This is a genomic window from Thermanaerovibrio acidaminovorans DSM 6589 (genome assembly GCF_000024905.1).
GTDB classification, from domain to species: Bacteria; Synergistota; Synergistia; order Synergistales; family Synergistaceae; genus Thermanaerovibrio; species Thermanaerovibrio acidaminovorans.
Genome location: NC_013522.1, coordinates 1128622 through 1142770 on the forward strand (window position 1 = coordinate 1128622; position 14149 = coordinate 1142770).

A 14149-nucleotide genomic window follows, 5' to 3' on the forward strand; every position below is an offset into this window, starting at 1 on the left:
GTTTCCAGCCGGTGGGCTACTCGCCCTTCTTGGCCTTGCCCTTGGCCAGGACCTCCACCTCCTGGGCCTCCCCCTCCTGCGTCTCGGACTCCTCCTCCGGGGAGCGGACCGCCACTATGACCGTGTCGGTGGGGAGCGCCCAATGTATCCTGTCCCCCAGGTTGAGGTCCGATATGCGGACCTCAGCGCCCAGCTCCAGGCCCTTCACATCGATGTCCACCCGCTCCGGGATGTCCTCCGGGAAGACCTCAACGGTGATCTCGTGGTGGTGCTGCTCCAGCACGCCACCCTGCTTCACCCCCACGCAGATTCCCTTGTTCATCAGGTGGACCGGCACTTGGACCCGGACCTTGTGATCCTTCTTCATCTGGAGGAAGTCAAGGTGAACGATGTCACGGGTAAGCGGGTGCCGCTGTATCTCCCGGATGAGGGCCATCTCAGGGTTGCCGTCCACGTTAAGCTCGATCACCGTGGTCTCCCAGGTGTCGGTGCCGCAGACCTTGTAGACCTCCCGCTCGTTCACGAAGCCCGGCTTGCCGGACTGATAGCCCGGCCCGTAGACCACCGCAGGGACCATGCCCTCGCTGCGAAGCTTCCTGCAGGCCCCCTTGCCCAGGCCCTCCCGGGACTTGAACTGCACCTGAACCCTTTCCTTCATAGCTCGTCCGCCTCCTCTGACGGGGCCGGACGCTACCGGCCCGCCTACTTTTTTAATTTTCTGTTCACAAATCAGCGCACTGGACGCTGATGAAACAGTATGCTAACCGAGTGATCCGAGTGGATCCGCCTTATGGCCTCCGCGAAGAGCGGGGCTATGGACAGAGTGGTTATTTTATCACAAGCCTTCTCGGGGCTCATAGGTATGGTGTCCGTAAGGACCAGCTCCTCGATCACGGATCCCTTGATCCTATCTATGGCCTGGCCGGACAGGACCCCATGGGTGGCACAGGCCAGGACCCGCTTGGCCCCCTTCTCAATGAGGGCGCTGGCGGCGTTGACCAGGGTGCCGGCGGTGTCCACTATGTCGTCCACCAGGATGGCCACCTTTCCGCTCACGTCGCCGATTATCTCCATCACCTCGCAGAAGTTGGCCACCTCGTGGGAGCGCCTCTTGTCAACGATGGCCAGGTCGGCGCTCAGGTGCCCCGCGAAGCTCCGGGCCCTGACGACCCCGCCGATGTCCGGGGATACCACCACCACCTGCTCCTGATCTATCTCCTCCTTGAGGGTCCGCTTGAAGTAGGATGCCAGGAGAGGCACCCCGGTCAGATGGTCCACCGGTATGTCGAAGAAGCCCTGGATCTGTCCCGCGTGAAGGTCCGCGGCGATCATCCGGTTGGTCCCCGCCACGCTCAGCAGGTTGGCCACCAACTTGGCGGTGATGGGCTCCCGGGATCGGGTCTTCCGGTCCTGACGGGCGTAACCGAAGTAGGGGGTAACCACGTTTATCCTGTAGGCGGAGGCCCTCTTGAGGGCGTCTATCATCACCAGGAGCTCCATCAGGTTCTCGTTCACCGGGTTGCAGGTAGGCTGGACCAGGTAGACGTCCGCCCCTCTCACGCTCTCCTCGATGGAGACCCCTATCTCCCCGTCGGAGAACCGGAAAAGCTTGCACACCGCCAGCGGAACCCCCAGGTTCATGCAGATGCTCTCCGCAAACTGGGGGTGCGCACTGCCGGATAAGACCCTTATCTCCTTAAGCCCCGCGGTCATAGTTCAACACCCTTCCTCACGCTTTGTTTTGTGGGCTGCGCTGACGCCAGCCCTCCACGTTCCTCTGCCGGGCCCTGGCTACCCCCAGGGAACCGGGGGGCACGTCCTGGGTTATCACCGACCCGGCGGCGGTGGTGGCCTCATCGCCTATTTTAACAGGGGCCACCAGCATGGTATCGCTGCCGATGAAGCACCAGTCCCCTATCACCGTGGGGTTCTTCTTGACCCCGTCGTAGTTGCAGGTTATGGTGCCCGCCCCTATGTTGGTGCCCCTGCCGATGGTGGCGTCCCCCACGTAGGACAGGTGGGGCACCTTGCTGCCCTCCCCTATGCGGCTCTTCTTGATCTCCACGAAGCGACCCACCAGGGACCGGTCCCCCATCTCCACCCCATCCCGCAGGAACGCGAAGGGCCCCACCTGGACGTCATCCCCCAGATGGGCCCTCTCCAACCGGCTGGGCCCTATTATCCTGCACCGGGCCCCGAGGGTCACGTCCCTCATCCAGGTCATGCCACCCACCACCGAGGAATCCCCCAGGGCGGAGTACCCCAAGATGGTCACGTTGGGCTCCACCCAGACATCATACCCCACCTTTACCCTGGGGCCTATCCAAGTGGACCCAGGATCCGTGCACTTGAGCCCCTCCCCCATGAGACGGCGGAGGATCCGGACCCTCATGGCCTCGGAGACCTCGGCGTACTGGACCGGGTCGTTTATGCCCGCCAGCTCCGATTCCCCGCAGATCTGCACCCCCACCCGCCCCATGCTCCCCAGAAGGGGAACCGCGTCGGGCAGGTAATACTCCCCCTGGGCGTTATCGTTCCCCAGGCGCCCTATGACCTCCGCCAGGGACTTGACGTCAAACACGTAGACGCCGCCGTTGCAGAGCCGCACGTCCCTCTCCTCCGGGGTGGCGTCCTTCTCCTCCACTATGCGAACCGATCCGGATTCCGCCAGGACCCGGCCGTAGCCGAACGGGTCCTCCGCCTCGAAGGCCAGGAGTGTGCACAGGTTGCCCTCCGATAGGTGCCTATCCAGCAGGCCCCGCAGGGTCTTGCCGGACAACAGGGGCACGTCCACCGGAACCACCACCAGGTGATCCAATCCCCGCCACCAGTCCATGGCGCAGAGGACCGCGTGGGCGGTCCCTAGCATGGGGGACTGAACCACCGTGGAGGCACCGAAGCCCAAGGACTCCACCTCCGCCGCTACCCTATCCCCCATGTGGCCCACCACCACGGCGGTGCCGTTCACCCCCGCAGCGGTCAGCACCTCGAGGGAGTAGTAGACCAGGCTCTCCCCCAAGATGGGGAGCAGCGCCTTTGGGGTATCGCTCTTGAGCCTGGTGCCCTTCCCCGCCGCCAGGATCAGCCCTCCGATGTTCACCTTATCCCACCCTCTCGCTCGATCTAAAGCCCCAAGGGGCCGAAACACAACAAACAGGGGAAGCCCGGTGGCTCCCCCGCTAACCTCTGGCTGGGGTGGATGGATTCGAACCATCGAATGGCGGATCCAAAGTCCGCTGCCTTACCGCTTGGCTACACCCCAATCGACACTAGATTATATCCCCCCCGGCACCTCCGTTCAAGTAACCCGCCACTCCCAGCGGCCATACGGCCCCCACTGGATTATTGACCTTGCTTGAAACACTGGCTATAATCTGCTCGTCAGTTTTAGTCAAAGGGGGAAGGTTCCGTGAACCTAGATAGGTATACCAACAAGTCTCAGGAGGCCTTGATGGAGGCCCAGAAGGAGGCGGTCCGAAGGTCCCATCAGGCCATAGATCCAGAGCACCTGCTACTGGCCCTCCTGATCCAGGAGAACGGCCTCATAGGCAGGATCCTGGAGAGGGAGGGGATATCCTCCCAGGGGATCGTCCAGGAGCTGGAGAGGGAGCTGTCCAGGCGTCCCAAGGTCTCGGGCCCCGGCATGGAGGGAGGCAAGGTGTACCTTACCCAGCGGATGTCGAAGCTGCTGGTGGACGCGGAGGACGAGGCCAAGGGAATGAAGGACCAGTACGTGTCGGTGGAGCATCTATTCCTGGCCATCCTGAAGGAGGCCGGGGACTCGCCCTCAAAACGGATACTCAAGACCTTCAACGTGGACAGAGAGCGGTTCCTTAAGGCCCTGGCGGAGGTGCGAGGCGGGCAGCGGGTCACCAGCCAGGACCCGGAGGACACCTACGAGGCCCTGGAGAAGTACGGCCGGGACCTGGTCAAGATGGCCAAGGAGGGCAAGCTGGATCCGGTCATAGGCCGGGACGAGGAGATCCGGCGGGTCATCCGGATACTGAGCCGCAAGACCAAGAACAACCCGGTCCTCATAGGGGAGCCCGGGGTGGGCAAGACCGCCATAGCGGAGGGACTGGCCCAGCGGATCCTAAAGGGGGACGTGCCCGAGGGGCTAAAGGACAAGACCGTGTTCGCCCTAGACATGGGGTCCCTCATAGCGGGGGCCAAGTTCAGGGGTGAGTTCGAGGAGAGGCTCAAGTCGGTGCTCTCGGAGATAAAGCGTAGCGACGGCAGGATCATCCTCTTCATCGACGAGCTTCACACCGTGGTGGGGGCCGGGAAGGCGGAGGGGGCCATGGACGCGGGCAACATGCTTAAGCCCATGCTGGCCCGGGGGGAGCTCCGGTGCATCGGCGCCACCACCCTGGACGAGTACAGAAAGTACATCGAGAAGGACCCGGCGCTGGAGAGGCGGTTCCAGCCGGTGCTGGTGGAGGCGCCGGACGTGGAGGACACGGTGTCCATCCTCCGGGGGCTCAAGGAGAGGTTCGAGGTGCACCACGGGGTCAGGATCCAGGACGGCGCCCTGGTGGCGGCGGCGGTGCTCTCCAACCGGTACATAACCGATCGGTACCTGCCCGACAAGGCCATCGACCTGGTGGACGAGGCCTGCGCCCACATAAGGACCGAGATAGACAGCATGCCCGCCGAGCTGGATCAGGCGGTCCGCCGGGTGATGCAGCTGGAGATAGAGGAGGCGGCGTTGAGCAAGGAGACGGACCCCGCCAGCGCCAAGCGGCTCGAGGCGTTGCGCAGGGAGTTGGCGGAAGCCCGGAACGAGGCGGACGCCCTAAGGGCCCAGTACGAGCGGGAGAAGTCCGCCATCGGGGAGATCCGGGCCATCCGGGAGAGGATCGAGGAAACCAAGCGGCGGATCGAGGAGGCGGAGCGGACCTACGACCTTAACCTGGCGGCCCAACTAAAGCACGGGGAGCTCCCAAAGCTAACCCGGGAGCTGGCCCAGAAGGAGGCGGAGCTGGAGAAGCTCTTCGGGGGGACCAGACTCCTCAAGGAGGAGGTCACCCCGGAGGAGATCGCCGAGATCGTTAGCCGATGGACCGGCATACCGGTATCGCGGATACAGGAGGGGGAGAGGGACAAGCTACTCCGCCTGGAGGAGATCCTCCACAAGCGGGTGGTGGGCCAGGACGAGGCGGTCCGGCTGGTATCCGAGGCGGTCCTCCGGGCCCGGGCGGGCATAAAGGACCCCCGGCGCCCCATCGGGTCCTTCCTATTCCTGGGCCCCACGGGGGTGGGCAAGACCGAGTTGGCCAAGGCGCTGGCAGAGGCCCTCTTCGACTCGGAGGACAACATGATCCGGATCGACATGTCCGAGTACATGGAGAAGCACTCGGTCTCCAGGCTCATCGGCGCCCCCCCCGGCTACGTGGGATACGATGAGGGGGGACAGCTCACCGAGCAGGTGAGGCGCAAGCCCTACTCGGTGATCCTGTTCGACGAGGTGGAGAAGGCCCACCCGGACGTGTTCAACACCCTGCTACAGATCCTGGACGACGGACGGGTCACCGATAGCCACGGCAAGACCGTGGACTTCAAGAACTGCGTCATCATCCTCACCAGCAACGTGGGATCCCAGCACCTGTCCAGGTGCACGGACCCGATGGCCTTCGAGGAGGCCTCCAAGAGGGCCATCGACGAGGTGAAGTCCCTCTTCAGGCCCGAGTTCATCAACCGGCTGGACGAGATGATCGTCTTCAAGCCCCTGGGCAAGGAGGAGATAGGCGCCATAGTGGAGATGCTGCTGGGCAAGGTGTCGGAGAGGCTCAAGGACCGCAACATGACCCTCCAGTGGACCCCAAGGGCGGTGGAGGCCATAGCCCACCAGGGCTTCGATCCGGTCTACGGGGCCAGGCCCCTCAAGAGGGCCATCCAGAGGATGGTGGAGACCCCACTGGCCAAGGCGATCCTCAAGGGGGACCTGCAGGAGGGGGGCAAGGTGTCCTTGGACGCCCAGGGCAGGGAGCTGTCCTTCTTCTTCGAGAACCCCTCCGAGCAGTAAACGAAGAAAGGGGAGCGGAAACCCGCTCCCCCTTTTTTCAATGGCGCGCCGGACAGGATTTGAACCCGTAACCTTCGGATCCGTAGTCCGATGCTCTATCCAGTTGAGCTACCGGCGCACTGCCAAGGTGTGACGATGGCGGTGGGACAGGGATTCGAACCCTGGAGGGCGGTTTTGGCCACCCTACTCGCTTAGCAGGCGAGTGCCTTCAGCCAGCTCGGCCATCCCACCTTCCGCCTCACGCGAGGATTATTCTATTTTCGAACCCCCGTAATGTCAAGTGAACGACTAGTTGCCCTTGTTGGAACTTTCGCCCTCGTCCCCGGAGGCCACCTTGAAGATGGACTCGTCCAGGATCTCCAGGGGCGCCTTCTTCAACAGGTCCGCCACGTAGGCCCGCTGCATCTGCCCCCTCTTCTGATCCAGGAGAACCCCCTCTATCTGCTCCTTCACCTCGTCGAAGGCCATGACCCGCTCCTTCTCGTTGGAGCGCTTGAGCACCATCAGGTAATCGTCGCTACCCACCTTAACCAGGTTGGAGTAGGACCCCACCTTCAGGGATATTACCGACTTGAGGTCATCCGCCAGGTCCTTCTTGGAGACGAAGATGGGCTTATCGTAGGGGGTGAAGTTCCCCAGGTCCCCGGACATGGCCCCCATCACCGAGTCCCAGGCCTCCCCCTTGAGGAGCCTGGTCCGCCCCCTCTGGGCCGCCTCCTTGCCCCGGAAGGCAACCACGTTAACCGTGTAACCCTCGGGGCGCTTGAAGAAAGCATCCTTGGTGGCGTCATAGAATTTGCGCACCTCGCCGGCGTCCACCGAGGCGGAGGCGGTGACCTTCTCCATCAGCTTACCCACCGCGATGTTCTCCTCCACCTTGCGCCTCAGCTCCCGCTCGGTCATCCCCGACCTCTTCAGGTACTCGTCGTAGGCCTCCTTGGTGGGAAACTGGGCCTGCATGGACGCCAGGTACTGGTCAACCTCCTCCTTGGCCACCTTTATCCCCTCCGCCTTGGCGGCCTTGGTGAGCTCCATCCCCACCACGATGTCGTCCAGGATCATCCGACGGATCATTGGCACGTCCCCGGAGGTTACCCGGTCACCGAACTGCTCCGCCACCTCCCGAAGCCTCATCTCCACCTGGGACCTCATTATCTTCTTGCCGTCCAGCTTGGCCACCGGGTAGTCCCCGCCGGAGGACCCCCTGCCCCTCACGTACATTCCGTACCCGGCGAAGCAGGATACGATGAAAACCACCACCACACCTATCATTATGCCCTTCACGTTGTTTCTGAGATACTGCATCATCACGGTGCACATTCCTCCCCAAACCAGACTTTATTTCCACTTCCAACTGGACGCGAGACACCAAACGGGCTTGATGATAAGCGCTTCACCTTTAGGTTGTCAAAGATCCCCCAGGGTCCCGCCGGTCTTCACCTCCACCACCAGGGGCACCGACAGGCTAGCCGCCCCCTCCATGACCTCCCTCATCAACTCCGCCACCCGGGACGCCATCCCCTCCGGGACGCTGCAGACTATGGAGTCGTGAACCTGGAGGACCATCCGGCAATCCCCACCCGCCAGGGCCCGGTGGAGCTCCACCATGGCCTTCCTGGCTATGTCCGCCGCGGAACCCTGGATCGGGGTGTTTATGGCCACCCGGTCTATGGCCCCGGCCCCCCGGCCCTCCACGGTGGACACCTCCGAGAGGGGCCTCACCCGCCCCATCAGAGTGGCGGCATAGCCCCTGGCCTTGGCCTGCTCCACCATCCGCCTGGTGAACTCCCTAACCCCCGGCAGGGCGCTGAAGTATCGCTCCATCACCTCCGCCGCCTCGGATCTGGAGACCCCCATCCGCTGGGCCAGCCCGTGGGCCCCCATGCCATAGAGCAGGCCGAAGTTAACCACCTTGGCGAACCTCCTCTGCTCGGGACTCACCGCCTGGGGATCCACCCCATATATCCAGGAGGCGGTCCTGGCGTGTACGTCCGCCCCTTCCTCAAAGGCCCGGATGAGCCGCTCCTCCCCCGAGAGGTGCGCCAGGACCCTAAGCTCTATCTGGGAGTAGTCGGCGGACACGAAGACGTTCCCCTCCTCCACCGGGACCAGGCAGCGGCGGAACTCCACCGCCCAGTGGCCGAACTGGGGAAGGTTCTGCACGTTGGGGTCCCTGCTGGAGAGCCTGCCGGTCCCGGTGCCGGTCTGGTCGAAGGTGGATCGGATCACCCCGGAGGATCCCTGCTCCAGGAAGGGGTTCACGAAGGCGGTTATGAGCTTGCTTATCTCCCGGTGCTCCAGGATCATGGATGGCACCCGTCCCAGGGGCTCCGGCAGCCGGGACAGCTCCTCCAGGACACCCACGTCGGTGGAGAGACCGGTCTTGGTTCGCTTCACCGGGGGAAGGCCAAGCCTCTCGAATAGGAGCCAGGCCACCTGCTTGGGGGACTGGAGGTTCACCTGGGCCCCCGCCTCCCGGGCTATACCCTCCTCCAGGGCCCCCAAGGCCCTCTCCAGCCTCTCCCTAAGCCCCCGGAGACCCTCCACGTCAAGCCCTATACCCTCCCTCTCCATGTCCACCAGCACCGCCGACAGGGGGTGGTCAACACGGGTGACCAGCTCCCGAACCCCCTCCCAAAGGGGATCGGACCTGATCTGGTCCCAAAGGGTCCAGGGGTTCCACTGGCCCGACAGGGCCCCGGACACCAGATCCCGCCCCATCACCGCTGTCCTGTCCGGGTGCAGGCCATAGTAGCATAGCTTGAGGTCCATGACGGAGCAGCCCCGGGGCAGGTCACCCAGGGCGGAGATCAGCCCCTTCTGATCCCAGAGGAGGAGCTCCCTGTCCCCAAAGGCCTCCAAAATCCGCCTCAGCCGGTCCAGATCCACGGCGCCCCGCCATAGACCACCCGCCTTGTCCCACAGGGCCAGCTCAGAGGATCCCCGCTGGAGCTCCTCCCATCGGCCCACCAGGGCCAAGGTTCCGGATGCCAGCAGGTCCTCAAGGGAGGACTCAACTGCCCCGCCAGTGGAGGACACCTCCACGCCCGCTCCCCGGTCCGCCCCATCCAGCCCCAGCCGCTGGATCAGCTGCCTCATGGCGAGCCCCTCCAGTATCCTTAAGGCCCTTCCCCTCTGGGCCTCCCTAGGGACCAGATCCCGGACATCCAGGGACTCGGTGGGAACCGGCAACACCAGCTGGCGGCTCAGGAACGCCAGCTCCCGCCCCTCCTCCAGGCGCTTGCGCTTGGCGGGGGACAGCCGGTCAAGGGCCTCGTATATGCTCTCCAGGGGCCCCAGGGAGGAGACCAGCTCCCGGGCCCCCTTGTCCCCTATGCCGGGAACGCCGGGTATGTTGTCCACCGAGTCGCCGGTCAGGGCCAGGTAGTCCGCCATCAGCGCCGGGGGGAAGCGGTACTCCTCCAGGAAGGCCTCCTGATCGTAGACCCGAAACTCCGACACGCCCTTCACTGGCCGGCACACCTTGACCGATGGGGAGATGACCTGGAGCAGGTCCTTGTCCGCCGAGAGGATCACCACCTCCCCGCTACCCGACAGGTTGACTGCCGTGGCGGCTATTACGTCGTCCGCCTCCTGTCCTTCCCTGACGTGCACCGGGTGCCCCAGCGCCTCCAAGAGGTCAATTATGATGGGAAGCTGGACCTTGAACTCCTGGGGGGTCGGGCGGCGCCCCGCCTTGTAGGACTCCAGCACCTCCCTTCGGATCACCGGACCCGGGGGGTCGAAGAAGATCGCCCAGCCGGTGGGGCGCTGATCCTCCAGTACCTTGTAGAGCATGTTGAGGAACCCGAGCACCGCGTTCACCGGCGTCCCGTCCGGGGCGCTAAGGGCCGGCAGGGCGTAGAAGGCCCGAAATGCCAGGCCGTGACCATCAACCAGCAGAAACCTATCCGACAAGGCCATTCCTCCGTTCCCGTTGAAAGGGGGCCGGACACCTGGCGCGGCCCACCACATCCATTATAATTATGAACCGGCTGATCCATTTTACATTAAGTGGTCTCACACCACCGAGACGCGAGGAGGATTTCGATGACCGAGGAGGTAAGGGTTAGGTTCGCCCCCAGCCCCACCGGGGCCCTTCACATCGGGGGGGCCCACACGGCGCTGTTCAACTGGCTGTGGGCCAAGAGGACCGGGGGCAAGTTCGTGCTGAGGATAGAGGACACGGACCGGGAGAGGTCCACCGCCGAGTACGAGAAGACCATCCTGGAGGGGCTAAAGTGGCTAGGGCTGGACTGGGACGAGGGCCCCGACGTGGGGGGCCCCTACGGGCCCTACAGGCAGTCGGAGCGGCTGGACACCTACGGGCGCTACGCGGAGGAGCTGATCGAGAAGGGGCTGGCCTATCGGGAGGATGGGGCGGTGCTCTTCAGGATCCCCACCGGGGAGAAGGTGGAGTTCAACGACGCGGTCTACGGTCCCATATCGGTGATGAGCGACCACGTGTCGGTGAACAAGGACGGGTCCATAAAGGACATGGTGATAATCAAGAGCGATGGGATGCCCACCTACAACTATGCGGTGGTGGTGGACGATCACTGCATGGGCATCAACTGGGTCATCCGGGGGGAGGACCACGTGATAAACACGCCTAAGCAGATCCTCCTCTACCGAGCCCTGGGCTGGCAGGTGCCCAACTTCGCCCACCTCCCCATGATCTTGGGCAAGGACAAGAAGAAGCTCTCCAAGAGGCACGGGGCCACCAGCGTCTTCGAATACCACGGCCTGGGATACATCCCCGAGGGGGTCTTCAACTTCCTGGCCCTACTGGGCTGGTCCCCTGGGGCGGACAGGGAGATCATAACCAGGCACGAGGCCGCCAAGGTCTTCGACATAACCAAGGTCACCAAGCGGGCGGCGGTGTTCGACATGGACAAGCTCAACCACGTGAACCAGGAGCACCTGAAGCGGCTGGATCCCATGGAGAGGCTAAGGCTCGTCCGCCCCTTCTGGATCGAGATGGGGCTGGACCCGTCCGGCCACGGGGAGGAATACCTGGCCAGGACCGTCACCCTTCTGACCTCCCGGGGAAAGACCACCAGGGAGTTGGCGGAGTACACCGACTATTTCGTGGACTTCCGCTGCGTCCTGGATCGGTACGACGGATCGGACCTGACTGAGGAGACCAAGGCCCGGTTGCGCCCCTTCTTCCAGGAGATGCTCCGGTGCGAGCCCTGGAGCGCCTCCGCCATGGAGGCCCTTGCCAGGTCCTTCGGGGAGTCGAACGCGGTCAGCCTCAAGGACGTGGCCATGCCCCTTAGGTTCGTCCTGTCGGGCCGGAGGGTGAGCCCCGGGGTCTTCGAGATCGCGGAGCTCCTGGGCCCCGAGGAGTGCCGAAGGAGGCTGTCCCACTTCGGCCTGTTATAAAGATGTCAACGCCGCGGGGGGCCCATGGGCCCCCCGCTCAGCATTTGTTTATGGAAACGGGTCCTCAAACGCGCCGAAGCAGCGTCATCCCTCGGGGCCACCTCAGCTGTAGGACCTGAGATACCGGCCCATCACCTTAACGGGATCCGCCCCGCAGGAGCTCAGCAACAGGGAGTAACAGGCCAGGGCGTGGACGAACTCCACCGGGTAGTCCATCTGTCCCATCACGGTGAAGCCCTCCCGGGCCAGGGACCCCATGCCCACCGCCGCGTACTGGGACGGGTTCTTCATGTCCCCCTCCGCCTGGCTGCAGGCCAGTATGATGGGCTTCCTGCCCCTCCCCGCGTAGGCCTCCAGTATGGCCCCCTTGACCCGCTGGGGGATGTTGCCCGCCCCGTAGCCCACCACACCCAGTATCTCCTCCCCCCCGTGGAGGCACACCGGGGAGCCCGGGGCGGTGAAGATCCACCGGATGGCGCCGCAAACCCGGTCCACCTGATCACCGGACATGCCCATCAGCAGCTGAAGCTCCTCCCCCGGGGACCACCCGATCGAGCCGGCGGGGATCCCCGGCTCGTTAGCCAGCCCCCACTCGGGGTTGAAGAAGAGGGGGAAGCCCCCCATGGCGGTGAAGGCGTCGGGGTGCGATGCCCTGGCCTTGTGGGCCCGGTTGCCCTGGATCAGCTTCCAGTTGAAGTAGACCCACACGCCCCTCACGTTGGAGCATATGACCTGAACGGCCCCCTTCAGGTTCACCGTCCCATCCTCGGGCATGTAGTTCCTGGTGAACTGGCTGCCGGTGAGCACCACCGGCACGGGACAGCCAGCGAGGCACAGGGATAGCCACGCGGCGGAGTAGGCCATGGTGTCCGTGCCGTGAAGGATCAGGGCCCCGGAGGCTCCGGAGCAGATCCCCTCCACTACCCCCCGGGTCAGCTGAAGCCACCCGGAGGGGGACATGTCGGAGCTGTCTATCCCCCCCCGCCCCCAGGGGTAAACGAAGTCCGGCTCCACCCCCCTGTCGTTGAACAGGTCCCGTAACGTTCCGGTGAGGAAGTCCGAGGCCTCCCGACTGGGCATGGCCCCCCCTCCCCCCCTGTCGCTGCCTATGGTGCCCCCGGTCAGTATGACCCTTACCTTAGCCATTCCAAGAAAGCCCCCATTCCAAAGCTTTTTTATTTTTTACCAAACACCCGTCAGCTCACCACCGCACCAGCGGGGAGGACAGCACCAGAAGCAGGGCCCCCAGCAGCGATATCCTATGGCACCGGGGAAGCGCCACCTGGGACCATCCCATCAGCCCCATGGATACGCCAAGCCCGGCGGAGGACACCAGTTTGATGACCCCGAACCAGTAGTTCACCAGCCCGTACGGGTACCAGCCTGGCACTTCAAGGGCCCAGGCACCGAAGAACCACTGGGAGACCACCAGGCACGCGGATACGTAGGCCACCCACCGGAGCGTACCCCCGTCCCCGGGACAGAGGCCCCCCAGGGATAGATAGGCCCCCAGAGCACATAGCCAATACCCCACGACGCCAACCGGAGTGAGGACCTCCCACAGGGGGAAGCTAACCATGGCCTCCACTCCCAGGACCTCCCCGGGCAGCCATAGGTTGTGACGCACCAGGAGGCCTGCCAGGGACGCCACGAGCCCCCACAGGGGGTCAGTGACACCCGGGCTACCACGGTCCGATGCCAGGCCATGCAGGGCCACCAGGCCCCCCAGGACCCATAGGGCGGGCATCGGTGGTCTGAGCGCCGGCCCCACGGGGCCCAGGGGCTGACAGAGCCACACCACCGCACAGGCCACCGGGGCTAACACCAGATCCCTCCAAGGGAGGCCCTCAAAGGACACCGGGCCCTCCACGGATCGCCCGAGCAGGAGCCCTTCCTGAACCGAAAGGGCCAGCAGCACCGCCAGGTTGGCCCCCCATAGGACACCCCCAAGGGGCGCCAAGGAGGCCTCCATATGATCAAAAAGCAGGGGCCATCGCATCATTGGATCATTTTATCAGAACCGCCCAGGGGATCGTCTAACTGGCATTTAATATGGCTCCATCCCCGGTGTGTTAGAATTCGTTGGGTCATGGTACGAACGCTCCCGCTTAAGGAGGACGATGGAATGAGGTTTTTCGTGGATGAGGCGGAGTTCAACCGGTCGGTGGACGCATCTATCGGTGAGGTAGTGAGGGCCATAAAGGAGAGGGCCGCCATGGGGGGCCGGGTGGTGATGGGTTGGCAACTGGACGGCAACGACATCTCCGAGGAGGCCCTTCTGGCCTCCTCCGCCGGATCAGAGGTCCGGGCCACCACCAAGGACATAAGGGTCCTGGTGAGGGAGTCGTTGGTGCAGACCGAGGAGTACTTCCCCATCCTGGTTAACGGCATATCCGCCGTGGCGGACAAGCTGGAGGGTGGATCCACCGAGGAGGCGCTGAAGCTGTTCCAGCAGGCCACGGAGGGCATAGGATGGGTACTTCAGGTGGTGCAGCACTGCGGGATGCTGCTGGGAACGTCGGACCAGGGGGACGGGATGGCAGAGGACTACGGGGCCCTTCAGGCCGCCCTGGAGAACGTGGCCTCCCCCCTCAAGGAGGGCAAGTTCCTCCAGATGGCCCTCAAGATCCGGGAGGAGCTGATTCCCACGGTCCAGCGTCTGGCCCCCCACATAGCGAAGCTCCGGGAGGAAGCCGACCGGGCGGCCAACTGATGGCCGCGCCAGGGAGGATCCCC

10 protein-coding genes and 3 tRNA genes are annotated in these 14149 nt (G+C 64.1%); 3 read left to right on the forward strand and 10 right to left on the reverse strand.

The genetic code is table 11. The features are described from left to right. Positions 1–16: 16 nt before the first annotated feature. From TACI_RS05540 to TACI_RS05555, 4 genes are all read right to left on the reverse strand, one after another. On the reverse strand, positions 17–658 hold the full coding sequence (locus TACI_RS05540) for a 50S ribosomal protein L25/general stress protein Ctc (RefSeq protein WP_012869821.1): 642 nt from the start codon (positions 656–658) through the stop codon (positions 17–19). A gap of 71 nt (positions 659–729) precedes the next feature. Further along, entirely contained in the window at positions 730–1713 is a 984-nt protein-coding gene (locus TACI_RS05545) for a ribose-phosphate diphosphokinase (RefSeq protein WP_012869822.1), read from the reverse strand. 16 nt (positions 1714–1729) lie between these two features. Further along, positions 1730–3100 (reverse strand): bifunctional UDP-N-acetylglucosamine diphosphorylase/glucosamine-1-phosphate N-acetyltransferase GlmU, encoded by a 1371-nt coding sequence (gene glmU, locus TACI_RS05550; RefSeq protein ID WP_012869823.1) that lies wholly within the window; start codon positions 3098–3100, stop codon positions 1730–1732. Positions 3101–3187: 87 nt separating this feature from the next. Then, positions 3188–3262, reverse strand: a tRNA-Gln gene (locus TACI_RS05555). 147 nt (positions 3263–3409) lie between these two features. On the opposite strand from TACI_RS05555, the gene clpB reads away from it, so the two are divergent. After that, the gene (gene clpB, locus TACI_RS05560; protein ID WP_012869824.1) at positions 3410–6025 is read left to right on the forward strand and encodes an ATP-dependent chaperone ClpB; all 2616 of its coding nucleotides are present in this window, start codon (positions 3410–3412) and stop codon (positions 6023–6025) included. A gap of 41 nt (positions 6026–6066) precedes the next feature. Here clpB and TACI_RS05565 read toward each other — a convergent pair. The 4 genes from TACI_RS05565 to TACI_RS05580 form a co-directional block, all read right to left on the reverse strand. After that, positions 6067–6143 (reverse strand) — tRNA-Arg (locus TACI_RS05565). A gap of 18 nt (positions 6144–6161) precedes the next feature. Beyond that, positions 6162–6256, reverse strand: a tRNA-Ser gene (locus TACI_RS05570). Positions 6257–6313: 57 nt separating this feature from the next. Then, positions 6314–7333, reverse strand: coding sequence for a peptidylprolyl isomerase (locus TACI_RS05575; RefSeq protein WP_242601196.1), 1020 nt, complete (start codon positions 7331–7333; stop codon positions 6314–6316). Between the two features lie 99 nt (positions 7334–7432). Next, entirely contained in the window at positions 7433–9949 is a 2517-nt protein-coding gene (locus TACI_RS05580) for a DNA polymerase (protein WP_164925176.1), read from the reverse strand. A gap of 126 nt (positions 9950–10075) precedes the next feature. Between TACI_RS05580 and gltX the strand changes: the two genes are divergently transcribed. Further along, positions 10076–11413 (forward strand): glutamate--tRNA ligase, encoded by a 1338-nt coding sequence (gene gltX / locus TACI_RS05585; protein WP_012869827.1) that lies wholly within the window; start codon positions 10076–10078, stop codon positions 11411–11413. A gap of 102 nt (positions 11414–11515) precedes the next feature. Here the strand turns inward: gltX and TACI_RS05590 are convergent, their stop codons facing one another. Further along, positions 11516–12559, reverse strand: coding sequence for an asparaginase (locus TACI_RS05590; protein ID WP_012869828.1), 1044 nt, complete (start codon positions 12557–12559; stop codon positions 11516–11518). Between the two features lie 55 nt (positions 12560–12614). After that, positions 12615–13385 carry a hypothetical protein gene (locus TACI_RS05595; protein ID WP_164925177.1) on the reverse strand — a complete coding sequence of 257 codons (771 nt, stop codon included), beginning with the start codon at positions 13383–13385 and terminating at the stop codon, positions 12615–12617. Positions 13386–13538: 153 nt separating this feature from the next. On the opposite strand from TACI_RS05595, the gene TACI_RS05600 reads away from it, so the two are divergent. Then, complete coding sequence (locus tag TACI_RS05600; protein ID WP_012869830.1) at positions 13539–14126, forward strand: hypothetical protein; 588 nt, start codon at positions 13539–13541, stop codon at positions 14124–14126. The last annotated feature ends 23 nt before the right edge of the window (positions 14127–14149 follow it).

Excerpts from the sequence above, each read along its gene's own strand:
- TACI_RS05575 (WP_242601196.1), bottom strand. The coding sequence starts at position 7,333 with ATGATGCAGTATCTCAGAAACAACGTGAAGGGCATAATGATAGGTGTG.
- TACI_RS05540 (WP_012869821.1), bottom strand. The coding sequence starts at position 658 with ATGAAGGAAAGGGTTCAGGTGCAGTTCAAGTCCCGGGAGGGCCTGGGC.
- TACI_RS05600 (WP_012869830.1), top strand. The coding sequence starts at position 13,539 with ATGAGGTTTTTCGTGGATGAGGCGGAGTTCAACCGGTCGGTGGACGCA.
- gltX (WP_012869827.1), top strand. The coding sequence starts at position 10,076 with ATGACCGAGGAGGTAAGGGTTAGGTTCGCCCCCAGCCCCACCGGGGCC.
- TACI_RS05545 (WP_012869822.1), bottom strand. The coding sequence starts at position 1,713 with ATGACCGCGGGGCTTAAGGAGATAAGGGTCTTATCCGGCAGTGCGCAC.
- TACI_RS05580 (WP_164925176.1), bottom strand. The coding sequence starts at position 9,949 with ATGGCCTTGTCGGATAGGTTTCTGCTGGTTGATGGTCACGGCCTGGCA.
- TACI_RS05595 (WP_164925177.1), bottom strand. The coding sequence starts at position 13,385 with ATGGAGGCCTCCTTGGCGCCCCTTGGGGGTGTCCTATGGGGGGCCAAC.
- TACI_RS05590 (WP_012869828.1), bottom strand. The coding sequence starts at position 12,559 with ATGGCTAAGGTAAGGGTCATACTGACCGGGGGCACCATAGGCAGCGAC.